The sequence below is a fragment of the Lacibacter sp. MH-610 genome, from assembly GCF_045780045.1.
Taxonomy (GTDB): Bacteria; Bacteroidota; Bacteroidia; order Chitinophagales; family Chitinophagaceae; genus Lacibacter.
Genome location: NZ_CP116002.1, coordinates 1866523 through 1893336, shown reverse-complemented (window position 1 = coordinate 1893336; position 26814 = coordinate 1866523). Strand labels below are relative to the sequence as shown.

The window sequence follows — 26814 nt, the reverse complement described above, 5'->3', positions numbered from 1 at the left end:
ATTATCCGAATGCAATAAAGGCGATGGCTAACATAGAAAGTAAAATACCAAGCCAGTTCAATCGGGAAAGTTTTTCTTTAAATAAAAACAATGCAGCAATGGTGCTGAATAAAACAATACCCATATTGTTTACAGGTATAATAGCCGAACTGTTTCCCTGGTATTCTTTCAACACACGTACCAGGCACCAGATAGAAAAATAATTAGGTACGCCGATCATAATACCGGCTGCAAGAGAACGAACATCAAATTTCATTTTGCCTGTGATCAACAAAAAAATCAACGCAACCGATCCAAACAAAGCAGCAACACCAAACGAAGTGATGAGGTACGCATTTTTATTGGCTTCATTCAATTCTGTCTGCTCCACATACTTAATCAACGTATCCAGCAACCCGCTGCTGATAAAAAGAATCACCGGCAGTAAAAGGTTTACCGGTTTAAAAATTTGCCCGGAAGGTTCGGTGCCTTTGGAAGAGGGCAAACAGGTAAGCACCACAGCGGCCAGGGCTATGATGATTCCTGCAATTTTTATCCACGTGATGGCTTCGTTATAGAGATAAATGGAGAAAAGAAATGGAATTACCAATGATAATTTATTGGCGACTGATGCAATGGCCACACCCATTTTTTGTGCGGTAAGCGCCACTACATTAAAAATAGAAACAAACATGAAGCCCATGAGCAAACTCCATTTGAACCAGCTTTCTGCGGTTGTAGAACTGCTTACGGGAAAGGCACCATTCACAAAAGATCCTGTAATGACACAAGTGATATAATTAAACACGATGGCCTGGAATACGGGGATATTAAACCGCTCCACCACTTTAAATGAAAGTGTGAGCCAGGAAGTGAGTATGATGGAACCGAGAAGAAATAACATTTACAGTTGATCGTTTTTGGTTTTTGGTTTATAAAATTCAATCTTGTCTGACATAATACTTACAGTTTCAATTTTCAAGGCAGACGGAAGTGTTGGCGCTGACAATCCATTCTCAACACTCAGTTCTTCATTGGTAATAACTCTTGCTTCATCCCACAAACCTTCGTCCATAAAACTTTGCAGCAACTGTGCCCCGCCTTCCACCAATACACTTTGAATATTTTGCCGGTAGAGTGCCCGTATGATCTGATGCACTGCATTTTCATCTTTAGAAATCTGATAATACTTTGGCTGACCTTCTTCTGCATGTTTCTGATAGTTAAAGATAATCGTTGGCGCATCCTGATTCATGAGCCTGGATGAAGCAGGTAATTTCAACTCTTTATCCAACACCAGCCGAATAGGTTGCCGGCTATTAAAATACCGGTTGGTAAGTTGCGGATCATCCATCAATGCAGTATTGGTGCCTACAAGTATGGAAGCTTCTTCGCTACGCCATTGATGCACCAGCCGGTTGGTAAAATCATTGCTGATATTTAAACGTTCAGCACCGCCTGTGCTGATGTAATGATTTTTGGTTTGAGCCCATTTTAAAATAATATAAGGACGCTTCTGCTGATGAAATGTAAAGAAGCGTTTGTTGAGCTCCAAACAATCATTTTTCAATACATCTTTCACTACTTCTATACCCGCTGCCTTTAACTTGTCGTTTCCTTTACCATTCACTTCAGCAAATGGATCAAGACTACCAATGACCACTTTCGGAATCTTATGCTGAATAATCAAATCAGCACAGGGAGGCGTTTTGCCGAAATGGGCACAAGGCTCCAGGGAAACATAAATGGTAGATTGCTGCAATTTATCTGCATGGCCGGCATTCAGTGCTGCCTGGATGCAATTCACTTCAGCATGAGCTGCACCATAACGTTCATGATAACCTTCGCCAATGATTTCGTCCTGATACACCAGTACAGCGCCCACCATGGGATTGGGAGCAGTTAAACCTGCGCCTTTCCGGGCGAGCTCTATACAACGGAGCATGTATTGTTCCTCTTTGGTCATTGCAGCCTGCAAATGTAAATGGTGCAGGCTAATAAACCCACCCCCATGAAAGATTCTGATTATTGCAGACCCTGATGCCCCTCCCGGGAGGGGACAGACAGTTCTCTCTTTAATTAGATTCAAGCCATTAGCTTTGCAGCCATGCTGTGGAAAGAACAATACCGGTTGCTGAAGCAAGTACTCCTGCAACAATATGAAGAAGGCGAGGCATCCGCCATTGCCCGATTGGTAGTGGAGCATACAGGAAAGGCTGATATGAGAGCTATTGAAGCATCCATTGTTACAACCGAGCAAACAGAACAGATCAACCGCTATTTAAAAGAACTGTTGACCCATCGTCCTGTACAATATGTGCTCAATGAAGCATGGTTTTATAACCTGAAATTTGAAGTGAATGAAAGTGTACTCATTCCAAGACCGGAAACCGAGGAGTTAGTAGAGCTGATTATAAAAGATGTAAGAAGTATGAAGTATGAGGTAAGAAATACGAGCTCTTCTTACATCGTACCTCCTGCTTCCTTACTCGATATCGGTACCGGCAGCGGCTGTATTCCCATCACCATCCAAAAAAATATCCCTGAAGCGGAAGTAACGGCAGTGGATGTTTGCAGTGAGGCACTGCATGTAGCAATGACTAATGCAGTAAACCATGAAACATCAATCAACTTTCAGCTGCTTGACTTTTTAGATGAAAGCAAATGGCAAGAGCTGGGCATGTTTGATATCATCATAAGCAACCCTCCTTATATTAAAACCGGCGAAAGCAAGTCGATGAGTGAGCATGTGCTGCAATATGAACCGCATAAAGCCTTATTTGTTCCTGATGATGATGCGTTGATTTTTTACAGGAAGATTGCTGCATTTGCAACCACACATCTGAAGCCCGGCGGAAAAGTATATGTGGAAATCAATCAACAGTTAGGAAAAGAAACAGCAGCTGTGTTTACAGAAAAAGGATTTACAAATGTTGAGTTGTTGAAGGATATGAGCGGGAATGAAAGGTTTGTGGTTTGCAGTTTATAGTTTGTAGTTTGTTATTCCTGCAGCTTATAAATTATAATGAACCTTAAGAAGCTGAATTTGTTTTAAATGGTAACATTCTCATAAGGTGTCTGACATCTGCGATGTCCTGACACCGGAGGCACTCAAAATTTCGGAGGTTGGTGTCAGGACGCCGTGGAGGCGTCAGACACTTGAATCATTTCAAAAAAAAATACAAACAAATCAAATTAAAATTGCTGCTATTTGCACATACCTTGATGTGTATGATACTTCGACTTCGCTCAGTACAGGCCAAGCTTAGTACTGCCGCTATGGAAACGGAACCATGAAACGAGCCTGCCTATGCCGTCAGGCTGGCGTGGCAAAACCGTCGCCATAAAATACAAAAGCCCGTAACCAAAAACAAAAAACCTCAAACAAGAAACTCCTACTCCACTCCTTTTTTATCTACACTCATCACCGCCTTTACACCCAATCTATCTGCGGCACGCAGCACAGCAGCAAAACTTTCAATAGTGGCATTACGATCGGCATTGATCACAATACTTACTTCTTCACCGCTGGTTCGTTTGCTGTTAATGATCTGGGAAAGCGTGCTGTCCATCATCAACGGATCGACAGGTTTGGAACCGACATAAAACCGGTTGGTATTATCAATGGTCACCACTACGGTTTGTTTGCTGCGGGTATTGCTTTTTGCTTTCGGCAGACTTGCTTTCCGCACATTGGGATTAGCAAGCGTACTCACAATCAAAAAGAACATGAGCAAAATGAAGAGAATATCATTCAATGCATCTGTAAAAACCTCGCTTTCACCTCTATGTTTTTTTCTTAGTCTCATATTGGTGGATTAACGGGTGGGTTCCTGTAATACATCTAAGAAATCAGCAGAAGCGGCTTCCAGTTTGTTGGCCATTTTATCAACCTGGGTTTCCAACACATTATGAAACAGGTACGCCACCAAACCTACCACCAAACCGGTTATGGAGCTGATGAGTTTTGTATAAATACCGCCGGCAATGGTACTGAGCTCGTATTCACCGGTAGCGTTAATGTTAAAGAACAGTTGCATTAAACCCACCAGCGTACCAACAAATCCGAAAATGGGAGCAATTTTGGAAATTATGGAAAGCGCATTCACGTTCCGTTGCAGTTTGAACAATTCCAGCTCAGCTACATTCTCCATGCTGAAGTTGATGGCATCAATGGGTTTGCCGATGCGTTGAATGCCTTTATCAATCATGCGGCCTACGGGATTATTGGTATTCCGTGCAAAATTGCGGGCGGCTGTAATATTACCGCTGAGGATATTATCACGGATGATGTTCATGAAATTATCATCTACCTGCCCGGCTTTTTTAATGGCCATCCAGCGCTCAGCAAACACATAAACGGTAAATGCACTCAGCAGCAACAGCGGAATCATGATCCATCCGGCGCTGATGATGAGGTCAATTAAATGCATTTGTTTGGGAGCAACAGGAGCCGCAACTGTTTTTGAAAGAGAATCGGCTACGTTTTGTACCTGCAAAAAAAAGAAGTTCATGTGGTTTAACTGGTTTTAATGAATTTGCCGCCGGGCAGCAAACAAATGTAAATCCTGATGGGTGAATTAACGGTGTTGCCTGTTAATTATTTTCCACAGTAGCAATATCGTACCATCTTTTAACCATTTGGATATTGTTTTGTTATAGGTTTGTAAAAACTCTCTTTTATGCTGCTTTTCACCATGCCTGATTTTTCAAACCCGGCTATTCTCATCAGCCTGGTTACACTTACCTTTCTTGAAATTGTACTGGGTATTGACAATATCATCTTCATTTCCATTTTAGCCAACAAACTGCCGAAAGAACAACAGGCGAAGGCCCGTAATCTCGGTTTAACCCTGGCACTTATTATGCGTATTGGTCTGCTCTTTACTATTACCTGGATGATGAAACTGAAAGATCCGGTTGTAACGGTTCCGTTTTTGGACGATCCCACTAACCCGGGCACTAATCTTGCCATCAGCTGGAAAGATGTAATCCTGATTGTGGGCGGTATTTTCCTGCTCATCAAAAGCACTACCGAAATTCATAACAAACTGGAACGTTCAGAAAAACCCGCATCAGTTTCCGGCACTTCTTCTTTCACTGCTGTGATTGTACAGATTTTATTAATTGATGCGGTGTTCAGCGTTGATAGTATTTTAACTGCTGTGGGACTGGTGGACAATATTGTAATCATGATTATTGCCGTAATCATCAGTATGCTGGTGATGTTGATATTTGCAGGACCCATCAGCCGCTTCATCAATAAACATCCATCACTGCAGGTATTGGCCTTGGCCTTCTTAATTGCCATCGGAATTATTTTAATTGCCAACGGCTTCCACCAGGAGTTTAACAAAGGATACATCTACACGGCATTGGCATTTGCACTCTTTGTGGAAATGATCAACATCCGCATGCGGCGGAATAAAGAAAATGTAGAGCTGAATAATTCCAGCATCAAGGAATAATAAATACTCACCAAAGAAAAAGCGGTCAGTTGAGACCGCTTTTTTATTTTGAATAGATGTAATCAGCTTTTAAGTAACAGCAAGTTCTTTGTTGTATTTGTTACGATACTCAATGGGTGAAAGCCCCGTGATTTTTTTAAACATTTCCCGGAACGCTTTTGTATCGTTGTATCCCACTTCATACATCACCTCACTTACTGTTTTACGGCCGGTTTCCAATTGTTTTTTGGCGGCCTCTATTTTCACCCGTTGAATGTACTCTGCAACCGTATTTTGTGTAGCCTTCTTAAACCTTCGCTCAAACGTACGGCGGCCAATTGAAAAACGATCTGCAAGAGCTTCAACTGATAACTTTTCGTTTACACTGGCTTCAATAAAATGCTGCACTTCTTTAATGGTTTCATCTTCATGTATCTTCTGTCCACGAAACATACTGAACGGTGATTGTGTTTTACGATCAATATCCAGCACAAAGAATTTGGATGCAAGAATGGCCAGTTCCCTGTTCGTGTATTTTTCAACAAGATGGAGTAAAAGATTCCAGTAAGAGTTTGCACCACCGCTGGTATAGATGCCCTGCTCATCGGTTACAATCTTTGCATCTACCAGATCTACATCCGGGAACATGGTTCTGAATTCATTGGCAAACAACCAATGCGTACTGCAGGTTTTGCCTTTTAATAACCCCGTTGCTCCCAATAAAAATGCACCCAAACACAAACTGGCTATTTCCGCTCCTTTTTTATACTGTGAAGCTATCCACGGTAAAAATTCATGATTCAGTTTTATAGCCTGCTCCATATTACCGCTGATGGCGGGAATGATGATCAAATCCGGCTTGATTGCATTTTTTAAAACTGCATTGGTATGAATCGTAAACAGGCCGTCCATCAATTTCACTTCTTTGGTGAGGCCGATTAACTGTACATTAAACATCGGTGCATGACCTTTGCTTTTTAAAAACTCATTAACAGCGGTAAACATATAACGGGGATCAGCTACAGCTTCTACCACTGCTGTTTCAGGAACCAAAATGGCAATTTGTTTCATGGTCTTGATTGAGCTGATAAAGATAATTGGATTGACTGTCGTAAACAACCCCATACATTGTCGTAAAACCACAACACAAAGGAGCCATCAGGAATATAGCTTTGTACTCATCAACCAATTCAAATGTCACAAATCAACGCTTACATCAGGTTTAACGGTAATACAAAGGAGGCGATGCTGTATTACAAAGAATGTTTTGGAGGTGAGTTGGTGATGCAGAAGTTTGCTGAATCTCCAATGGCTGCTCAATTGCCTGCAGAAATGGGCCATAAGATTCTTGAGAGTTCATTAAAGAGTAATCATATTCTACTGATGGCAGGCGATTGTTTACATCATCCCGGTAACAATAACAATGTTTGGCTGCACCTGCATTGCAGTACGGCGGAGGATATTAATACGTATTTCTATAAACTTGCAGCAGAAGGAGTGGTTATAGAACCTTTACATGAAACTTACAAAGGCTCTACGTTTGGAATACTTACTGATAAGTTTGGCATTAACTGGATGTTTCACTACACAAAAACACAGGAAGCATGAGAAAAATTATTGTATCATCATTTCTTTCTTTAGATGGTGTCATGCAGGCGCCGGGTGGCCCTGAGGAAGACAGTTCTGATGGCTTTGAATTTGGCGGATGGACAGCTCCTTTCTTTTATGAAGCCGATGCAGCAGCAGGTGAAATGATGGAACAGCAACTGAAGCCATCCGAGTTACTGTTAGGTCGAAAAACCTACGACATATTTGCTGCGTACTGGCCCCAACACGGCGACTTCTGGCCCGGTGTAAACGAAGTAAGAAAATATGTAATGAGTAAGAGCGGAAGTCATTGGCAATGGAATAACTCTGTATTCCTGAACAGTGTTGATGAGTTGAAAAAACTAAAAAATACGGAAGGCTCCGATCTACAGGTGCATGGCAGCGGTGATCTTGTTCAAACATTGCTGAAACATGAGTTGGTGGATGAATTGTGGCTGAAAATTTTTCCGGTTACACTTGGCAAGGGGAAGCGTTTGTTTGGCGAGGGAACACAACCATCAAGTTTTACATTAACGGAAAGCCTGGTTGTTTCAAACGGTGTAATTTTCGCTAACTATAAAAAAGCAGGGCCCGTTAGAACAGGAACGATCGGTACTTAAGAACATTAAATTTCTATACAACATCATTCATCAACCAATCCATCCAATCATGCCAACATCTATTACTGTATCAGCACAGATTCAGTCGCCCATTGATAAAGTTTGGGAATGCTGGACCCAACCACGCCATATCATCCGCTGGAACAATGCCAGTGATGACTGGTGCACTCTTAAAGCAAGCAATGATCTCAGACCCGGCGGAAAGTTCAGCAGTACCATGGCAGCAAAAGACGGCAGTTTCAGCTTTGACTTTGATGGTATTTATGACGCAGTAAAGCATAACGAACTCATTCAATACACCATGAGCGATGGAAGAAAAGCTGCTGTTCACTTTACAGCAAAAGAAAATGAAACTCATGTTGAAGTCACCTTTGATGCAGAAAACGAAAACCCCGTTGAAATGCAGCAACAGGGCTGGCAGGCCATCCTCAACAACTTTAAAAAACATACAGAAGGTAACAGCAAATTTGAAGTAATTTATTTCTCAGTTTCTATTATGGCTCCTGTTGAAAAAGTTTTTACTACCATGCTTCAGGAAGAAACCTACCAACAGTGGACAGCAGAGTTTAACCCCACCTCCCGCTATGAAGGCAGTTGGCAAAAAGGAGCTTCCATATTATTTGTAGGCACTAATGATAAGGGAGAAAAAGAAGGGATCGCAAGCCGCATAAGGGAACATGTACCCAATAGTTATGTAAGCATTGAGCATATCGGTCTTGTAAGAGCAGATGAACAAATTACATCAGGCCCTGAAGTGGAAGGATGGGCAGGCATGCTGGAAAACTACACCTTCCACCAGCAAAATAATAGTACGCTTCTTGAAATAGACATGGATACAAACCCTGATTACAAATCTTATTTTGAAGAAGCATGGCCCCGGGCTTTGAATAAACTAAAAACGATTTGTGAACAATAACATTTAACCCTTCAATCAACTCATCATGGCAAGCGTTAGCACCTATCTTAATTTTTCCAATCAAACAGAAGAAGCATTCCTGTTTTATAAAAAAGTTTTCGGCACCGAGTTTACTGCTCCCGGCATCCGTCGCTATGGTGAAATGCCGCCAATGGAAGGTATGCCCTCCACTCCTGAAGATTTGAAAAACTTAGTGATGCATGTAGAACTGCCCATTACCGGTGGACATTTATTGATGGGAACTGATGCGCCTGAACAAATGGGTTTTAAAGTAACCTTCGGGAATAACATTCATATTCAATTGATGCCGGATACCAAAGAAGAAACAAAGCAGTTATTTGATGCCTTGAGTAAAGATGGTGCGGTGGAAATGGAATTACAGGATATGTTCTGGGGTGCATACTTCGGAAGCTGTACTGATAAATTTGGTGTAAAGTGGATGTTTAATTGTTTGTATCAACAATAAACACGACTAAGCAGCCCGCTCTGTTATTCAATATAAAATCAATACTTACTTTTCTAAAAAGAACCTGATATGAAACATCATATTCATCCCTGTCTTTGGTTTAATGTTAACGCTAAAGAAGCCGCCGTTTTTTATTGCAGTGTTTTTGAAAATGCTTCCATCACTACCGATACACCCATGGTGGTAAAATTCCGTGTAAACGAAGAATCGTTTATGTTACTCAACGGAGGCCCGTATTTTCAGCTCAATCCTTCTATTTCATTTTCTGTTATATGCGAAACAGAGGAAGAAATCAACACATTCTTTGCAAAGCTTTCCGATAATGGCAAGATATTAATGCCACTGGATAAATATCCGTGGAGCGAACGTTATGCATTTCTGCAGGATAAATATGGTACTGCCTGGCAACTTATAAAAGGGAAGTACAGTGATGTGAATCAAAAAATAACACCCTGTCTTTTATTTGTTGGCAACAGTTTCAAAAAAGCTGAAGCGGCCATGAAGTTTTATGTGGAAGTATTTCCGCAATCAACTGTGGAAGGTATTTTGCTGTACCCTCCTGAAAGCGGCGAGGCGGAAGGCGCCGTACAACATGCACAATTTACATTGGATGAAAAAGTATTCATGGTGATGGATGGATATGGTGAACATAGTTTTGCATTTAATGAAGCAGTTTCATTTGTTGTTGAATGTGAAACACAGGATGAAATTGATTTCTACTGGAATACTTTAACTGCTGATGGCGGTGCAGAAAGCATGTGCGGATGGCTCAAAGATAAATTCGGAGTGAGCTGGCAGATTATTCCCAAAAAACTTTCACAACTCATGACTGATGGTGAAAGAAGTGGCCGGGTGATGCAGGCACTTTTAAAAATGAAAAAACTTGATATTGCCACTTTAGAAGCGGCCTGATTCTTTAACCAAACCAAATAACAATATGACAATCAAAACAACCAACATCCTTTACTGGGTATTCACCGTTCTGTTTGCCGGGTTAATGATCTTCTCTTCAATAGGTGGATTGCAGCCTAATGAGCAGACCATTGAAATGATCCACAAAGGAATGGGCTATCCTGTTTATTTTATTCAGTTCATCAGCTATGCAAAAATTGCAGGAGCTATTGTGCTGCTCATTCCCGGTTTATCCAGAATCAAAGAATGGGCGTATGCCGGTTTGTTTTTTGATCTTGCAGGAGCTACCTTTTCAATAATAGCTGCATTTGGCTTTAACGCAGGAATGCTGGGTATGATTATCTGGTTTGCTACCGGTATACTCTCTTATTATTTCTGGACCAAAAGAAACAGGGCCTGATGAAAAAAATAAACAGCACATCCGTTGATGATTATATTGCTGCGTTTCCTGCGGCCACGCAACAGTTACTCAAACGCATACGTAGCATCATCCGCAAAACGGCTCCCGATGCGGTTGAAAGCATCAGCTATGGCATGCCTGCTTACAAAAACAACGGAAAGCCGCTTGTTTATTTTGCAGGCTACGAAAAACATATTGGGTTTTATGCTACTCCTACAGGGCATGCAGCTTTTAAAAAAGAATTGAGCAGATACAAACAGGGCAAAGGTTCTGTACAGTTTCCTATAGAAGAAAAACTGCCCGTTGACCTGATTGAGCGGATTGTAAAATTCAGACTTGAGGAAACAAATACTAAAAAAGCAGCCCCTGCAGAAAAACAAAAAGTAAAGAAAGCCGGCACTGATGAAGATGCTGTAACGAGTTACATGAAGCAGTTGAAACATGAGTTAAAAGATGAAGTAGAGGTGCTGCGCCAACTTATCCGTAAAACAAGTGCAACGCTCCGGGAACGTATAAAATGGAATGCACCCAGCTATTACACAACAGCAGATCTTTTTACATTCAACCTGTCGAATCCTTCTTTAATCCGGTTGATTTTTCATCACCCGACAATTGTAAAAATCAATTCACCGCTGTTAGAAGGAAATTATAAAGACAGAAGAATTATCATTTTCAAATCAGCCAAGGAAATAACGGCTGCTAAAAAAGAATTGAGCCGTATTATTAAACTGCAGTTAGAACTGGTTTAAAAATAAAAGGAGCTTCCGGTAGAAGCTCCTTTTTTGTTTACATTTATGTGTATTTACTGACCTGCCTGTTTCACCATCAAGGCCTGAATCTGCTTCATAGTTTTTTCCATACCATCAGCACTGCCATCTAAGAATATAATGTTGCCTTTACCATATTCTGCAAAATTCTTCACCGCTTCTGTCCACATACTGAAGAGGATTACATTGGTATCCAGGTTCGCCTGTTTCATCTGTTCGGCTGCCTCAGTCATACCTTTAGCCACTTCCTGGCGGAAGAGGGCCACACCCTGTCCACGCAAACGGGCAGCTTCACGTTCCGCTTCAGCCGAAATCTTAATAGCATTACCCTCAGCTTCAGCACCTTTTGTTTTAGTAATAAGCAAAGCCTGGCCTTCATTTTCAGCCGCCGCTTTTAAGTTGTTACTGGCCACCACTTTACTCATACTCTCCATAATCACCTGGTCAAAAGTAATATCATTGATCTGCAAATCCTGGAGATGATAACCCCAGTCTTCCAGCGTATGATCAATTTCAGCTTTTACATAGTCTACGATTTCCTTACGCTGACCAAGTATTTCAGCCTGCCTTTTGGTAGCTACATAGCTGCGGATATTACCTTCGATGGTGCGTACCAGCGCCTGCATTAAATCTTTATCACTAAAAAATTTGAAGGCTACTTTCTTGATAGTGTCTTCTGTTTCATTCTGTACAGAATACAACAACATACTTTTAAAATATACGTTCGCCTGGTCAATCGTTACTGCCTGGAACTCCAGTTCTACTGATCTGTTTTGTACGCTGATGCGTTTGTAGATCTGCTCCAGCACCGGTATTTTAAAATTTAACCCGGCCCTGAGCACACGTTGATATTTACCAAACATGGTTACTACAGCAATAGTACCCTGGTTTACTGTTACCAGTCCGCTGAAAACAATAAAAATTACGATTAATACCCACCAATTAGAAAGAATTAATTCCGGCATAGTTGTTTTTTTTATAAATGTACTGCAAAGCAGTTGATTAACAGCAGCAAGTCTCAACAACTTCGTGTAACTTTAATCAAACCTTACAAACATGAACAGAAATAAAAAAATCTGGCTGGGTGTGCTCGCCTTTTCGCCGATTATTATTGGATTAGGAAGTGTAGTATATATGTTCACTGTGTTTATGCCTTCGCTGCCCCTGCACCAGCAATTTGCTGAAGGAGATGATTTTCCGATTCAGTTTTTTTCAAGAATGGCACCGTTCTTTATCATCATGCTACTGTCAATTGTGCTGCAGGTATCGTTGATTATTTATTTCTGTATTCACGCCTTCAATAATAAAGCAGTAAAGCAGGAAGAGAGAGTTATCTGGCTGGTAGTTTTTATTCTTGCCAGCAGTATTGCAATGCCGGTGTACTGGATCCTCCGCATCTGGCCCGAACCAAAACCTGAAACAAATTTTGTTAAGATGTAACTGCTGATTGCTGCTCCCACACCTGCACCAGCTCCACTAACATGCGGGTGGCCGTTTCCATATCATCCACAGCTATCCACTCATGCTTGCTGTGTATGGCCTGCATACCGGTAAACAGGTTAGCACAGGGCATACCCATAAAACTGAAACGGCTGCCATCAGTACCCCCACGTATGGGTTCTTTCACTACTGTTAAACCGCAGCGTTTGTAAGCTTCTTGAGCAAAAGCAACAATTTGGGGATGTTGTTCCAATACTTTTTTCATGTTACGGTATTGCTCTTTCACATGAAATTCCATACTGCAGCCCGGATATTGCTTCAATACATTTTCTGCAATAGACTTTAATCTTGCTTCATGTTGTAACAACCCCTCTTCTGTAAAATCACGAACAATGAATCTAATGGTTGCTTTTTCTGCCAGTCCATTGATATCGGTTGGATGAACAAACCCCTGGCGTTTTTCTGTAGTTTCAGGGCTCCATTCATCTTTGGGTAATGCATCAATGATTTCAGAAGCAATCTTTATTGCATTAACCAGTATGCCTTTTGCATAGCCCGGGTGTGCAATCACACCATGAATAACGATTTCTACACCATCCGCACTGAATGTTTCATCTTCCAGTGTGCCCAGCTCACCGCCATCCAATGTATAGCCAACAGCTGCTCCTAATTTTTGCATATCTACTTTTTCGGTACCTCTTCCCACTTCTTCATCGGGTGTAAACAAAATACGGATAGGCCCATGTTTGATTTCAGGATGCTGCAGTAAGTAAGCAGCCATACTCATAATAATAGCTACGCCTGCTTTATCATCGGCGCCCAGCAAGGTTTTACCACCGGCCGTAATGATGTCTTTACCGATATGTTTATTAAGATAAGGGTATTGTTTGGGTGAAATGATTTGGGATGGATCATCGGGCAACACAATATCCTGCCCATTATAGTTTTGATGAAGGATGGGTTTTACACCAGTGCCACTGCAATCAGGCGCTGTATCCACATGACTGCAGAAACAAACAACCGGAATCGTTTTCTCAGAGTTAGAAGGTATCATCGCATACACATAACCAAACGCATCCATATGTGCATCGCTGATGCCGATGGCCTTCAATTCAGCCACGAGCAATTGTGATAGGTTTTTCTGCTTTTCTGTAGAAGGAAATGTATTGCTGTCAGGATTACTTTGTGTGTCTATCTGTACATAACGCATCAACCGCTCAGCCGTTCCGTATTTGTAGTTTGTACTCATTCCACCTATTTTTGAATTGTAAAGAAAATTGATTTCAGCATTCGGCCAAAATCTCACATGCAACAACCGCTTATTAAACAGGGATGGTTACGGGCAGTATTGTTTTTGATAGCATACCTGCTGCTGATGCTGTTTACAACAACGGCCCTGAGCAAGCTATCTGCTTCCATTTCCCTTCCTGATGTACCGGCACTTTGGGGAAACATTCTGATTCAATTAATCGTCGGGATACTATTGGTATTGATATTCAGGAAATGGATGGACCGGGCATCAATAAAAAGCCTGGGACTTCCGCTAAAGCAATATGCAAGGGAAGCAATGATCGGCTTTGTTTCGGGTATTTTTCTTTGTCACTTCATTGCTGTAGTACTATGGCTGATGCAATTGTTGGAATGGATACCTGATGATGTTTCGCTGCTTTCTTTATTACCCTCTTTCTTGCTCATGGTATTGGTAGCATTTACAGAAGAACTGGTGTTCAGAGGTTATATGCTCAACAATCTTATGCAAAGCATGAATGAAAAAACAGCCCTGTTTGCCAGCGCTTTCATTTTTGCAGCCGCTCATTCTTTCAATGCTGAATTTAATCTCACCGCCTTCTTCAACATTCTGCTGGCGGGTTTACTGCTGGGCATCAATTACATTTTTACCCGCAATTTATGGTTTGGCATATTGCTGCACCTCAGTTGGAATTTTGTACAAGGTCCGGTGATTGGCTTTAAAGTAAGCGGCCTGGAACTTCCATCGCTGCTGCAGCAAAACCTGCGTGGTTCCATCTTATTAACCGGTGGCGAATTTGGACTGGAAGCATCCTGGCTTACAACCATTGTTTTCGGAATGATGATCCCGGTACTTTACTCATTGTTTCATAAGAAATACAAAGTACCGTCTGCATAAAACAGGGCCAGTTTACTTGCATTTGCCAAAGGGGTTTTCTACTTTACTCTTCACTAAAACCAACAAACATGAAAAAAATCATTATCGGCGGCCTTGTAGGTGGCCTGCTGTTGTTTGCCTGGCAAACCATTTCCTGGACGGTTGCAAGCCTTCACGACAAAGGCCAGCAATACACACCAAAGCAAGACAGTATTTTAAATGCGCTCAGTTCCATCGGACTGAATGAAGGTGCATACATGGTACCCCGTGAAAAGCCCGGTGCTTCTATGGATGAAATGGAAAAAGTAATGAAAGAAATGGAAGGCAAACCATGGGCTCGCATCAGTTATTACAAAGTCATGAACATAAACATGGGCATGAACATGGCACGTGGCCTGATTGCCAATATCATTATTGTATCGCTGCTGTGCTGGATTTTTTCTAAAATGGCGCCCGAAGGTTTCGGTACGTATTTAACAGCAAGTTTAATCGTTGGCATAATCTGCTTTACTAACGGTGCTTATACCGGTCACATCTGGTATCCTTTGTTTGACATCAGAGCGTATTTTATAGATGCCCTGGCGAGTTGGGGATTGGTAGGTATTTGGCTGGGTTGGTGGATGGGAAGGAAATAGTTTGTGGTTTGTGATTTATAGTTTTTGGTTACAAGCTAATTACTGCTATCATCTGCATTGGCGTCGCACACTTGTAGGTTTGAATTTTATACAATAAAAACGGTTCGCTTTGCGAACCGTTTTTATTTTGATGAATAGTAGTAAGGCTGTACAAGAGTGCGACGCAACTTAAGCTCAATCAAGGAACTATTGCTCACAACCAAAAACAATAAACCTCAAACAAGAAATACTTATGGAACAATAATCAATCCCTTTGCATCAATCTCCACCATTTCAATATCAAATACCAGTTCTTTACCGGCAAGAAAATGATTGGCATCTAATTTTACGAGTTCCTCTCCCACTTCCACAATGGTTACAGGAAACTGCTGACCGGCACTGTTATTCATTACCAGTTGCATGCCCACTTCTGGAGCCATATCATCCGGAAAATTAGAACGGGGAAAATCAATCACCATTTCTTCACTACGCTCACCATATCCTTCATGTGCAGGAATATTGATTGTTTTTTTATCACCAATGGCCATACCTACTACTGCATCGTCAAAACCTTTAATCATCATACCGGCGCCTACTTCAAACTCCAGTGGTGCACGTCCGGCACTGCTGTCAAACTGTTCGCCACTTGTTAATTTACCGGTGTAATGCACACGTACGGTATCTCCTTTTTTTGCTTGCATATTTGTAATGTTTCTGCAAAGGTAGGAGGATGCCCCTGTAGGAGATTGACTTTTTTTTACCATCTTATTTGTGCAATTTTGAAGGCATAAATGAACTAAATGAAATTATTCCGCATCATTACAGTCCTCCTGGTTTTAACCTTTGCCGGTACCACTGAGGCCCAACGTATTACACCCGCTGCTGAACGAATTGACGTTTATGTTCCGTTGCTGAAAGGGAAAAAAGTAGGCGTGTTTTCTAATCAAACTTCCATGGTGGGCAAGGTTCATTTGATTGATACCTTGAAGAGTCTGGGTGTTAACATCACCGTCATCTTCAGCCCGGAGCATGGCTTCCGTGGTACGGCCGATGCCGGTGAAAAAGTGGGCAATATGAAAGACCCCAAAACAGGAATTGAAGTGATTTCTTTATACGGTGCCACCCGCAAACCAAAAGCAGAAGATTTAGCCAAAGCGGATCTTTTGATTTTTGACATACAGGATGTAGGTGTTCGTTTTTATACTTACATCTCTTCGTTGCAGGAATTTATGGAAGCTGCTTTTGAAAACAGTAAACCATTAATGATTCTTGACCGGCCGAATCCTAACGGACATTATGTAGACGGCCCGGTACTGGAAGCCCCATTTAAATCATTTATAGGTATGCAGCCCGTACCTATTGTATATGGAATGACGATTGCTGAATACGGAATGATGATTGCAGGCGAAGGATGGCTGAGCAAAAAAGCCAATGAAAAATTTGCGTACTATAAAAATGCAGAGAACTCTAAAGACACACCTTTTCATTTCCAGATTATCAAGAATGCTAATTACACACACAAGAGTTTGTATGAACTGCCGGTGAAACCATCGCCCAATATTCCTAACATTCAAAGCATTTATCTCTACCCTTCCACTTGTTTTTTTGAAGGCACTGTGTTGAGTGAAGGAAGAGGCACGAATAAACAGTTTCAGATCTTTGGTCATCCATCCTTACCCAAAACATTGGTGAAGTTTACACCGAAAAGCATGGAAGGCGCTAAAACGCCTAAGCTGCAGGATAAACTTTGCTATGGCTGGGATTTAAGCGGTACCAAAGAAGAGGTATTTAAAAAAGTAAATAATAAAGTGCAGTTGAAGTGGTTGATGGAAGCCTATAAGCTATTCCCAACTAAAGATTCTTTTTGGCTGAAGCCTAAGAGTGGTAAGGAAGAAGATTATTTCTTTAACAAACTGGCAGGTAACAGCACTCTTCGCCAACAGATTATTGCAGGAAAGAGTGAAACAGAAATCAGAAAAAGCTGGGAACCTGCACTGAGCAAATTCAAAGCGATACGGAAGAAGTATTTGCTGTATGAAGATTTTGAGTAAGACTCAGAACTGAGAAGTGTATTGAAGTGGAGTCTTATTGATAAGTATCCGTTCAAAACGGCGAATTTCAAACTCAGCAGGTTTCAGCAAAGCATACCCTGCTATTAATACAAGTCGTCCATCAGCAATATCTTTTTGTGTCATGGTTTGTACATTACATTGAACAAAGAATGCCTGTTCTTGCTGGCCGGCACCTGTTAATGCACCCGTTCTCCGGAATCCAAATAATATATTACTCACACCGGTTTTTATTTTCTGAATAAAAAAAGGACTTGCATCTGCCGTACGAACCATTGAATCGAGAAATAAATTGATGCTTGCCACTATTTTTTGTTCTGTTGTAAGGGTTGGCTTTATGATTCTGTTTGATGAAAGAATCCTGCCTGGTTGCATTCCTGATATTTTCGCCCGCTGAATTGTATCCTGTGCAGATAGTATAGCACCTGAACATAGCAGCGAAATGAATAAAATCCATTTCATTTATGCTCCGATTAGTTTGTGTACGAAAGCCAGCTTAATTAACTCAGGTGTGTTTTTAGCTTTCAATTTTGTTACCAAACTTTTACGATGGCTGTCAACAGTCGTATGGCTTAAAAATAATTTTTCAGCAATTTCATGATTGGTCAGTCCATCTGCAAGTAATTCTAATACTTCTTTTTCTCTTCGGGTGATTACCGGTGCAGTACTGTTGATGTCTTTACGCAAAGCCGCAGCAGCTTCATCACTTAAGAATGTTTTCCCTTTGGCTACTGTTCCTATTGCTTCCATCAATTCATATTGTGATGCATTTTTCAGCACATAACCTGATGCACCATTCTGCATCATCTTTTCAATAAAACTTTGTTGATTGAATGTACTAAGTGCCAAAACAAATACACCGGGGTATTTCTGTTTTACTTCACTGCACAATTCAATGCCGCTTTTGCCTGGCATATTAATATCCATCAATAATACATCCGGTTGCTGCTGTTGTAAAAAAGCCAGGCAGGAATCAGCATTGGAGGCATGCCCCAGCCAATCAATCGTTGATTCTGTTTGGAGCATGGTACGAATACCTTCTACTACCATGTAATGATCATCCACTATAAAAACTTTGATATTCATTTACAAACTGATTTCAATATGTACTGATGTTCCTTTACCTTCTGCTGATTGTACATCCAATGTTCCTTTCATAAACTCCACACGGTTTTGAATATTACTCCAGCCAATGCCACCCTTTTGCTGAAGAATAGTTGTATTGAACCCTTTACCATCATCTTCCACCGTCACTGAAAGTTGTTTCTCTGTTCTGTTAAGCTGAACAATAGCATTTTTAGCCCCGGCATGTTTCAATGTATTATTCAATAACTCCTGTACAATTCTAAAGATAGTAATAGCTGTTGTTTGATCAGGCTCATGACCTTCCATTCCTACAGATTGATAGCTAACCTGCAATGCACCTGATTGATGAATATCATTACAAAAATCTTTAAGCGCTGTATCCAACCCAAACTTTACCAATGCTTCGGGCATAAGGTTATGTGCTACACGCCGCATTTCTTTAATAGAACTGTCCAGCATATCCATGCTGCGTTCAAAAGCCTGTGCATTGTCAGGCGTCATGATTAGATTTCCTTTCATAGTATTCATTGAATATTTAATACCGCTGAGCATTCCACCAAGGCCATCATGCAAATCTTTGGCAAGACGGGTTCGTTCCTGCTCCTCTCCTTTGAGCACTGCTTCAGTTGCGGCGAGTTGCTGTTGCGTTTCAAGTTCATTGATGCGCTGCTGCTGTATATGTTGCTTATGTGTATAATTACGATAGCCCAGCAACGAAATGATGAGTAAAGCCGCAGCACCTGATATCAAAAAATAGTTGAGCATATTTTTTTGCTTTATGGTTACCTGCTGCAATTGTATCTGCGCATCCTTTTTTGCCGTTTCATATTTTGTTTCAGTTTCTATAGATGTTTTACGAATACGATCATTCAGCAAGCTATCTGAAAGAGCATTTGCTTCCAGCAAATATTGCTGTCCCTTTTTCAAATCATGTAAAGCGAAAGAGATGTAGGATAAAGTTTCCAGTGTTTTCCGTTTTTCAAGTTGCAGGTTGTTTTTATCAGTCACTTCCAGTGATTTTATTGCATATTCCCTTGAAGCAATATAATTATTGTTGAAAAATTCATAAATGGCAAGTCCACGTAAAGCAATAGCAATGCCTTCAGCCCCATCCAGTTTCGTATAAAGCTCCAATGCTTTTTGATAGTACTGTTGAAGCACTGCGTATGCTCCCGTTGCAGTATACAGTTCTCCAAGATTAAGCATTTGCGAACCTTCCATCTCCACGTTACCGGTTTTTTTACCAATAGCCAGCGCTTCCATCCAGGCATCCTTTGCTTTTTCATAATTGCCCTTCTTAAAATAGTTCATTCCTAAATTATTCAAAGTAGTACCCAGCCATAAAGGATCATCAATGGTACGCAGCCATTTTACTGCTGTTTCGCCATAATAGATTCCCTTATCATAGTTTTCAAGATTGTAATACAGCATTTGGATAATATCATAACTCCTGGCCATTAATAAACTATCTCCATTTGAAGCGAATATTTTGCGTCCTTCGTCGTATAAAGCAATTGCTTTTTCAAATTGCGCCAGCATCCTGTATGAAGAGCCAGCGTTAAACAGCGCTTTCCCAAGCATCACCGGGTCATTCAATTTCCGTGCAATAGCTACTGCTTTTAAATTAAGTGCCAGGCCGGAGTCAAACCGTCCCTGCATATTGAGCACAAATGTGTAATTGAAAATATAACGAAGTATCCCGGGTTGATAATTGAGTTTTTCGCTGATGAGGCCTGCTTTTTGATAATAATATTTTGCCAGCTCTGTTTCACTGCTTTCATATTGCTGCCCAAGCACTATATAAAATTCAGCCCCTGCTGAATCTTCTTTTATAGTTGGCAGCAACTTCAAAAGACTATCCTTGTTCACATATTCCTGTGCATGAGTTATTGAACAAATAACGAGAGTGATATAAAATAGCAGTTGTTTCATTGTTTAATATAAAATCAATTTAGCACACTGCAAATAAAATCACACATTTTATAGATGTATCTCCCTTTTTCAAGGGATTTTCAAACAACTTTTGAAATATCCATTTTTTAAGGGATAGATTCTCATTTCGCATTTCAACACTTTTACGTCACAAAAAAAATAAACATGAAAAAGATGATTGCCCTTACTACAATGCTGTTATTCACTTTAAGCAGCTGGTCTCAAACAGGTCGAGTTCGAATTTCATTCGCAGGTTTTGATTGTATCAGAGAAACATGGGATGACATCCTCAATACAGATGGCAAGGGAGATGAAGTATATTTTACATTTTCATTTTTGTTGGGCGACAAAAATGGTAATACAAAATTGAACTATGAAAAAAGAACTCCGGTATATGGCGACGCTACAGGCCAATTTTCAAATCGCATTAGTGTGGGTTCATGTGTAGATATGTTTAACAATAACAAAGGCGGTATTAAAGCCGGTGACAATTACAGAACGTCCTTGTTATTGGGTGAATATGATATGACAAATGGCGATATCTTAACTGTAATACCTACCGGATGGGAACAAGATCCCATTGCTGATAATCAGGCCAGCTTTAGTTCAACTATTCAAAGTATAGGTTATTCGATTAATCAAAAAATTGCTCCTCTTGCAATTGGAATTGGCATCTTAACGATGGACCCAACTGCCATTATTCTGGGTGCAAGTCAACTTGGTATGCCCAAATTAAAAGCAGGGGGCGAGCAGGGTGAATTGGGGAAGCCCGGAACAAGGCCAATAGGGATGGAAAAATACGGCGATTTCTCGCCCAAGTTTCTTGCAATTACTACCCCCAATCTTGCATTCCTCAGTAATAGTGATATGGGTTTTGGGAAAGGTGTAATTGCTGTGCATTATGATGAAACAGCGGTGGGCAATTTACGGGATCATGGCATTTATACAATACTTATTAAAATAGAATTTGTGCCCTCACAAACTACAAATACAGTTAACAATACCTCACCAACATCTTCTCCATCAAATACAGCAACAAACCAAACATATAAAATAGCTACACCTCAACCTATACAAAATATACCTTCAACTGTTGCGTCCCCGGTTGCCATTACAGGTATCTGGAAAGGCACATATGGAAACGGCAGCAATAACAATCCTAATTTTTATTCCTTTCAATTGAATGCAGACGGCACCATGCAAGTACTTGATGGCTCTGGAAGAAGTATCGCAACAGGCACATACAGATTTACAAATAATCAAATAAGCGGAACGTACAGATATACTGCAAACAATAGTGCTTTTTCATTTGCTGCAACACTCAATGGTTCAAAGTTGAATGGTACCTGGGGCTCCGGAACCAGTGTTAGTGGTGGTGGGTTGTGGGTAATGACGAAGGCCGCAGCATCTGCAACAAGCAACATCAGGTAAAGCAGTTTAGAAAACCTTTTTTCAGAAAACAAATCAACTTAAAATGAACAAGTTATTTATAGTTACCATACTCACCCTGTTAGAGATGGCAACAGTTAATGCACAAATATTAAATCCTACGAGAATAACAACTCTTAAACCAATTAAAACTTCACAAGTACCGGTTTATACATTAACCAATGCCCGTGTGAGCATTACTACCGGAAGAGACAATAAGGAATTCCCATCTGAAGTAACTGTATGGCTTATACAAAAAGGGAAAGGTATTCTTTTTCAACAACCGGGTTCCAATACCAGAAATGAAATGCAGGTAAACAGCACCAATGAGTTTGGATTATATAAATGGACGAATACTGTAAACATCGGCAGTTTTTTGTTAACTGATATTCAGCAATCAGGCATTATACTCCGCATTTTGTATCTGCCACACCTGTTCACAGATGCATGGCGTATTGAAGGTATCAGTGTAACATTGGAATTCAAAGATCAGAATGGCAATCTTCATCCAACGCTTGGTAAAAAAACAATTGTGTTCAATAATACCAGTGGATTTCTAAATGATTGGGAAAAATTCTTTGAATGCAGGGCTGATGGAAGTTTTACACCCATCATATCAACTATTCTAAAAGATGCGACAGGATTTAACTAAGTAAAAAATAATTTCAAATAACAAATTCTGAACACTATAGATAACATTTAAAACAGCAGCTGTGAAATTTTATTCATCACTATTTTTCGTGTTTTTACTCTTAGCATGCAGCAATACATTTGCGCAAAACAAACCCAAACCGGTAAAACCGCAGGAAAAACCACCCACCCAAAAAGAAATGGATGACATGATGAAAGAGATGGATAACATCTTAAAAAACATGACACCGGAACAAAAGAGAATGTACGACAGCATTGGTATCAAGCTTCCGAATAAGAAAAACATGCAAGGTGTTACTGATAAACATTTGGCGGATGCATGGGAAGATGAAAACAGAGTAGTACCCGCAAGAAAAACAGCGCTCATCAATACGCTTCCTAAAACGATTTTTTCGAAAGAGCAATTAGCTTCATTTATTAAGAAGACTAACTTATCCATTCCATCGGTTATTAAACCTGAAGCAAGGCAAATGGCTGATAAAATCATTGAGCAGTTTAAAAATGACCCCTATTACGGATACATGATTGCCTCCGCAGCCAATGGTATGTGGATGATGGGTTATAAAGAATCTGCTACTTACCTGATGGGAAAAGCAGCGGAAGCAATCCCTAATGCTGACCATCTTAATAACTTTGCTTCCTATTTAACAATGGGTGGTGCGGCGCATATTGCCATTCCGATTCTTGAAAAGTTAAACAGTGTACATAAAAACAACAGCACCATACTTAACAACTTAGGGCAGGCCTGGCTGCAACTGGGAGATGAACAGAAAGGCGAAAAATATTTAGACAGCGCAATTCGTGTTTATACTTACCATCCACAGGCAAACTATACAAAATGTTTACTTCTGAAAGCAAGAGGCAAAAAAGGCGAATCAATTGCAGCTTTGCACCGCTCTTTAAAACACAGCATCACCACTCCAAAAACAAACCTCTTAAAAGAGCTGGAAGCTAACGAATACAAGCCTGTGAGATTTTATGCCCCAAGAGTATATTACTCCACCACGTTTAACTTACATGAATATGCAGCGATGGTGCCAAAAACTTATGCAACGGCTTTGGGAAGTAATATAGAATTACAATGGCGTGCCTTCAGGGAATACATTAAAACAGAAAAAGAAAAGATTACAAGGCAAATAGAATTGGCAAGTAAAAACGTAAGTGCCGGAGAACAGGCTTTCTATAAAAAAGCACAGGCCGCAAGGTTTAATATTCATTCACCCTATCATTCCAAAGCCGTTGAACGATACAACAGTTATACTAAGGACTTTGATCGTCGTTTAAAGCAATACACTGAAAATTTGGCTTTGGTCATAAAACAAAAAACCGAACTGACTATTAAATTCAATACAGCTTTAGAAAAAGAACGCAACCGATTTGACGAAGAAATCAGAAATGGCGCAAACAAGCAGGCGAACTGTGAAGGTCAGCTGCCCATCATCAATGAATTTCTTGAAAAAACAAATCAGCTGAATCGTAAATTCAATGAGCTATCCGTTTCATTCTGGCTTACTGAATTTTATAACATATACTATTACTACCCCTCTACTGCCAATACAGATGCCACTGCTCAATTAATAGTATTGAACTTACGGATAGGCTTTCTTGATAAATTATATGAATTATTTCATGAAAGTGATTTAGGCTATCCCTGCACTTCTGATCTTAAGAAAAAACAGGAATACAGCATTTTAAAGCCATTGAATGACTTTGATGAAGTAAACTGTAAAATATTTAATTGGATTTATACACCCGGCTTAGGCACTATTGTCATGCGCTGCAATACAATGAGTGTTCATTTAAATCCGATATTAATTCCTTTTGATGCCAGCTTAAGAGCAAATTTTGATGGCTTTGTTGAGCAGGCATCCGTTGGCATTGAAGTAAAAGGCGTAAAAATAAAAGTAGGTGCTGAGTTTGATGAAAAAGGAAACTTTGAAAAAGGTAACGGCAGTATTGGTACTGAAATAAAAGGAATTGATGTGAATATGGAAGCCGAAATTGATGAAAAAGGATTTAAAAAAGGAAGTGTTGAACTGGGGATTGATAAAGAATTAAGCTTACTTCCAAAGACACTGGAAGAAGAAGCGCCGGTAGAAATAGGATTAAAAAATGAACTGGGTGCAAGTATGGAACTTACAAGAAGTGAAGATGGAATCATAGCCGACTTTATTGTAAAAGAAAAATCAGAACTGGATATTGCAAGCAAAATGGAAGTGGACAATAAAGTAGAAATGACACCGGGAATGATCTCTAAATCAGGAAAAGTAACTGAACCCGAAACGGTAAAACTAAGTTTACCTGCTGCACCTTCTGTAAAGGTAAGTGCTGATAGCCGCTGGAGTGTGAACAGTGGTTACAGCGCAAAAGGTGAAAGTTCATTTTCAAAATTAAAATAACCAACATGAAGAAGATAAGTGCATTTATAGTTTCTATATTTTTTTTACTTAATCATTTAACGGCCCAACTGACCCCTGAAGAAAGAATACAGGACAGTATAATTGGCTGGTATAGTTCAGCACCCAAAAAAGCAACCACACCGCAAACAGGTGAAGGCAAAACGTTTTCTGTAAAACAACAGGAACATTTAAATGACATTATCAGATGGATGCGCCAAACCTATACGCCTGTAGGCGGCTTAGGGACACATAAGCATGGATACTTCATTTCAGAAGGCGAATATAGACCTATTAAACGCTATCCCCCACATTCATATGGTGTAGATTTCCGTGTATGGAATGTTTCCTATACTTACAATGGAAGATGGTTAGATGCCAAAGGACATTTCAAACCCGTATCAGAAGAATATACACGTTTTGATGTTGAGGTAAATACTTTGCCTGGCACCTGGCCCATATCATGGATCAATAATGATGACCGTTATGTGTTTACCTGGGAAGAAGATAAAACAGGAAGTAACTTAATTGGTGATGAAAGAAAAAAAGCTGATCAGAAAATTCATCCTAATCTATATCCATGGTTAACATGGCAAAATAAACAGGTACAATCCATCTTCCTTGTCCCCGGTAATAAACTTCCAATCGTTGCTGTTACAAAAGGAGAATTATTACAAATGGCTGAAGAATCATACGATATACTTTTGAAAGAATTGAAAATGACAGTTGAGCAAGAATTCGGCACACGTGATAAAGAAGCTGTTGAAAGAGCATATCAGGGCCGAAAGAAAGTAATGGAAAAATATCTCCTCAATATTCAAAAATTGAAAACAAAACATAGTGCTACATTAAATGAGCCTGCCATAGTAAGTAATTACAGCATGAATATTTATAGTTTTGAAACTGACCCCGATCCGTTTGTTATTCGTGAATTAGCGTTGAATAATAAAGACTATTACAGGGTTTATAAATACTCAAAAGAATTACTTCAAAAATGTAAGACAGACCAACCGCAATGGCTGAATATATCAGTACCCTACAGAACAAAAACAGATGGCAACCAGGAATATGAAATGTACAAATCTGTTATTGAAAACTTCAATTATGAGTATGCATATAATTACTTCTTTGATCCTGAAAAAGTAAAAGGCAAGCCCTATACACCTGCCAACGAAGGTGAACTTAAAGCACGTTTAGATGCCTATAGAAAAAAGGGCACAGAAACGGCCGGTATAACCAATACAAGCACAACGCCCAATGTATTACTGGCAGATGATTTTTCTTCAAATGCTGAAGGCGCTAATGCCAAAGGCTGGAAGATGAGTACTACCGGTGAGCATTCCACCATTAGAACGCTTAAAAACGAACCCGGCAAATGGCTGAAATTGGGATACAATAATTCAGTATCACCTTTCAAGTTAAAGAAACCATTGCCACAAAATTGTACAATCAGTTTCGATATAGCCACTGATGAATTCAGCAGCAGAACGGGTGGCGCTGTAATGCTCTATATGAGTACATATCCATTACTTGCAACAGGAGCAGAAAATAAAACAAAAGATGGCGCCTGGTTAAAACTTACTATCAGGGCAGGCAATGAAAACGATCTTAGCAATAACAATTATACCGGCGAAGCAAAACTTGAACTGCATACCAACCCGCCGCTCTTCCGTGAAAACTTTACTGAAGGAGCTTTCTATACAAAAAGCCTTACTGAATTCTCAAATAAAAAAAGAAAAATACAGGTACAACTGCGTTTTACTACTGGAGAAATCCAATTATCAATCAATAACAAAAAAGTAGCAGGTTCATTTACAGATATGAAACTGGCTTACGGAAGTAACTGTAAAGATTGCAAAATACCTCCAGGTCTTTTTTTTAATACCATCAGTTGGGAAAACTTTACTACAAACGCAAAAGAAACCGGAGTATATATCAGTAATGTAAAAATTACAAAAGAATAAACGCCGAATTATAAT

Annotated in this window: 28 protein-coding genes; 17 read left to right on the top strand and 11 right to left on the bottom strand. The window is 40.1% G+C overall.

The features are described 5' to 3' along the window. Position 1: 1 nt before the first annotated feature. Positions 2-883, bottom strand: coding sequence for a hypothetical protein (locus PDL71_RS08695; RefSeq protein ID WP_407528145.1), 882 nt, complete (start codon positions 881-883; stop codon positions 2-4). Further along, complete coding sequence (gene ribD / locus PDL71_RS08690) at positions 884-1945, bottom strand: bifunctional diaminohydroxyphosphoribosylaminopyrimidine deaminase/5-amino-6-(5-phosphoribosylamino)uracil reductase RibD (RefSeq protein ID WP_407528142.1); 1062 nt, start codon at positions 1943-1945, stop codon at positions 884-886. It lies immediately after the preceding gene. A gap of 141 nt (positions 1946-2086) precedes the next feature. Between ribD and prmC the strand changes: the two genes are divergently transcribed. Then, positions 2087-2968, top strand: coding sequence for a peptide chain release factor N(5)-glutamine methyltransferase (gene prmC, locus PDL71_RS08685; protein ID WP_407528139.1), 882 nt, complete (start codon positions 2087-2089; stop codon positions 2966-2968). 406 nt (positions 2969-3374) lie between these two features. On the opposite strand, the gene PDL71_RS08680 is transcribed toward prmC, so the two are convergent. Then, entirely contained in the window at positions 3375-3788 is a 414-nt protein-coding gene (locus PDL71_RS08680) for an ExbD/TolR family protein (protein WP_407528137.1), read from the bottom strand. 9 nt (positions 3789-3797) lie between these two features. After that, positions 3798-4493, bottom strand: a complete 696-nt coding sequence (locus tag PDL71_RS08675; protein WP_407528135.1) for a MotA/TolQ/ExbB proton channel family protein — start codon at positions 4491-4493, stop codon at positions 3798-3800. A gap of 168 nt (positions 4494-4661) precedes the next feature. Here PDL71_RS08675 and PDL71_RS08670 point away from each other — a divergent pair, with 168 nt between their 5' ends. Next, the gene (locus PDL71_RS08670) at positions 4662-5447 is read left to right on the top strand and encodes a TerC family protein (protein WP_407528132.1); all 786 of its coding nucleotides are present in this window, start codon (positions 4662-4664) and stop codon (positions 5445-5447) included. 69 nt (positions 5448-5516) lie between these two features. Here the strand turns inward: PDL71_RS08670 and PDL71_RS08665 are convergent, their stop codons facing one another. After that, positions 5517-6497, bottom strand: a complete 981-nt coding sequence (locus tag PDL71_RS08665) for a GlxA family transcriptional regulator (protein WP_407528130.1) — start codon at positions 6495-6497, stop codon at positions 5517-5519. A gap of 123 nt (positions 6498-6620) precedes the next feature. On the opposite strand from PDL71_RS08665, the gene PDL71_RS08660 reads away from it, so the two are divergent. The 7 genes from PDL71_RS08660 to PDL71_RS08630 all read left to right on the top strand — a co-directional run bounded on the left by PDL71_RS08660 (position 6621) and on the right by PDL71_RS08630 (position 11076). Beyond that, positions 6621-7034, top strand: a complete 414-nt coding sequence (locus PDL71_RS08660) for a VOC family protein (protein WP_407528127.1) — start codon at positions 6621-6623, stop codon at positions 7032-7034. Further along, positions 7031-7633 carry a dihydrofolate reductase family protein gene (locus PDL71_RS08655; protein WP_407528125.1) on the top strand — a complete coding sequence of 201 codons (603 nt, stop codon included), beginning with the start codon at positions 7031-7033 and terminating at the stop codon, positions 7631-7633. The genes PDL71_RS08660 and PDL71_RS08655 overlap by 4 nt, the downstream gene beginning before the upstream one ends. A gap of 49 nt (positions 7634-7682) precedes the next feature. Beyond that, complete coding sequence (locus tag PDL71_RS08650; protein WP_407528119.1) at positions 7683-8549, top strand: SRPBCC family protein; 867 nt, start codon at positions 7683-7685, stop codon at positions 8547-8549. 25 nt (positions 8550-8574) lie between these two features. Then, positions 8575-9015 (top strand): VOC family protein, encoded by a 441-nt coding sequence (locus tag PDL71_RS08645; RefSeq protein ID WP_407528116.1) that lies wholly within the window; start codon positions 8575-8577, stop codon positions 9013-9015. 69 nt (positions 9016-9084) lie between these two features. Further along, the gene (locus PDL71_RS08640) at positions 9085-9927 is read left to right on the top strand and encodes a VOC family protein (RefSeq protein ID WP_407528113.1); all 843 of its coding nucleotides are present in this window, start codon (positions 9085-9087) and stop codon (positions 9925-9927) included. A gap of 25 nt (positions 9928-9952) precedes the next feature. After that, complete coding sequence (locus tag PDL71_RS08635) at positions 9953-10327, top strand: DoxX family protein (RefSeq protein WP_407528111.1); 375 nt, start codon at positions 9953-9955, stop codon at positions 10325-10327. Then, positions 10327-11076: a DUF1801 domain-containing protein gene (locus tag PDL71_RS08630; protein ID WP_407528108.1), complete on the top strand. Its 750-nt coding sequence runs from the start codon at positions 10327-10329 to the stop codon at positions 11074-11076. Before PDL71_RS08635 ends, PDL71_RS08630 begins: the two co-directional genes overlap by 1 nt. Positions 11077-11129: 53 nt before the next feature. Here the strand turns inward: PDL71_RS08630 and PDL71_RS08625 are convergent, their stop codons facing one another. Next, positions 11130-12059 (bottom strand): SPFH domain-containing protein, encoded by a 930-nt coding sequence (locus PDL71_RS08625; protein WP_407528105.1) that lies wholly within the window; start codon positions 12057-12059, stop codon positions 11130-11132. A 91-nt stretch (positions 12060-12150) separates the two neighbouring features. On the opposite strand from PDL71_RS08625, the gene PDL71_RS08620 reads away from it, so the two are divergent. Further along, entirely contained in the window at positions 12151-12534 is a 384-nt protein-coding gene (locus tag PDL71_RS08620; protein ID WP_407528103.1) for a hypothetical protein, read from the top strand. Here the strand turns inward: PDL71_RS08620 and pepT are convergent. After that, positions 12524-13783 carry a peptidase T gene (pepT, locus tag PDL71_RS08615; RefSeq protein ID WP_407528100.1) on the bottom strand — a complete coding sequence of 420 codons (1260 nt, stop codon included), beginning with the start codon at positions 13781-13783 and terminating at the stop codon, positions 12524-12526. The genes PDL71_RS08620 and pepT overlap by 11 nt on opposite strands. A 57-nt stretch (positions 13784-13840) precedes the next feature. Between pepT and PDL71_RS08610 the strand changes: the two genes are divergently transcribed. Together PDL71_RS08610 and PDL71_RS08605 are read left to right on the top strand one after the other, a co-directional pair. Further along, complete coding sequence (locus tag PDL71_RS08610) at positions 13841-14680, top strand: type II CAAX prenyl endopeptidase Rce1 family protein (protein ID WP_407528097.1); 840 nt, start codon at positions 13841-13843, stop codon at positions 14678-14680. Between the two features lie 68 nt (positions 14681-14748). Continuing rightward, positions 14749-15294, top strand: a complete 546-nt coding sequence (locus PDL71_RS08605) for a hypothetical protein (protein WP_407528095.1) — start codon at positions 14749-14751, stop codon at positions 15292-15294. Positions 15295-15524: 230 nt separating this feature from the next. Here PDL71_RS08605 and PDL71_RS08600 read toward each other — a convergent pair whose 3' ends face one another. Then, positions 15525-15974 carry a peptidylprolyl isomerase gene (locus tag PDL71_RS08600; RefSeq protein ID WP_407528092.1) on the bottom strand — a complete coding sequence of 150 codons (450 nt, stop codon included), beginning with the start codon at positions 15972-15974 and terminating at the stop codon, positions 15525-15527. A gap of 99 nt (positions 15975-16073) precedes the next feature. Here PDL71_RS08600 and PDL71_RS08595 point away from each other — a divergent pair, with 99 nt between their 5' ends. Beyond that, a complete protein-coding gene (locus PDL71_RS08595) occupies positions 16074-17324 on the top strand; it encodes an exo-beta-N-acetylmuramidase NamZ domain-containing protein (protein WP_407528090.1) in 1251 nt (416 codons plus the stop codon). 3 nt (positions 17325-17327) lie between these two features. Here the strand turns inward: PDL71_RS08595 and PDL71_RS08590 are convergent, their stop codons facing one another. The 3 genes from PDL71_RS08590 to PDL71_RS08580 are packed head-to-tail and all read right to left on the bottom strand — an operon-like array spanning position 17328 to position 20360. Beyond that, a complete protein-coding gene (locus PDL71_RS08590) occupies positions 17328-17804 on the bottom strand; it encodes a hypothetical protein (RefSeq protein ID WP_407528087.1) in 477 nt (158 codons plus the stop codon). Next, on the bottom strand, positions 17805-18428 hold the full coding sequence (locus tag PDL71_RS08585; RefSeq protein ID WP_407528085.1) for a response regulator: 624 nt from the start codon (positions 18426-18428) through the stop codon (positions 17805-17807). Beyond that, entirely contained in the window at positions 18429-20360 is a 1932-nt protein-coding gene (locus PDL71_RS08580) for a tetratricopeptide repeat protein (protein ID WP_407528082.1), read from the bottom strand. It abuts the gene before it with no gap. Positions 20361-20525: 165 nt separating this feature from the next. Here PDL71_RS08580 and PDL71_RS08575 point away from each other — a divergent pair, with 165 nt between their 5' ends. The 4 genes from PDL71_RS08575 (at position 20526) to PDL71_RS08560 (ending at position 26799) form a co-directional block, all read left to right on the top strand. Beyond that, positions 20526-21791, top strand: a complete 1266-nt coding sequence (locus PDL71_RS08575) for a hypothetical protein (RefSeq protein WP_407528079.1) — start codon at positions 20526-20528, stop codon at positions 21789-21791. A gap of 43 nt (positions 21792-21834) precedes the next feature. Next, the gene (locus PDL71_RS08570; protein WP_407528077.1) at positions 21835-22440 is read left to right on the top strand and encodes a hypothetical protein; all 606 of its coding nucleotides are present in this window, start codon (positions 21835-21837) and stop codon (positions 22438-22440) included. 61 nt (positions 22441-22501) lie between these two features. After that, entirely contained in the window at positions 22502-24838 is a 2337-nt protein-coding gene (locus PDL71_RS08565) for a tetratricopeptide repeat protein (RefSeq protein ID WP_407528074.1), read from the top strand. A 5-nt stretch (positions 24839-24843) separates the two neighbouring features. After that, entirely contained in the window at positions 24844-26799 is a 1956-nt protein-coding gene (locus PDL71_RS08560; protein WP_407528072.1) for a hypothetical protein, read from the top strand. The last annotated feature ends 15 nt before the right edge of the window (positions 26800-26814 follow it).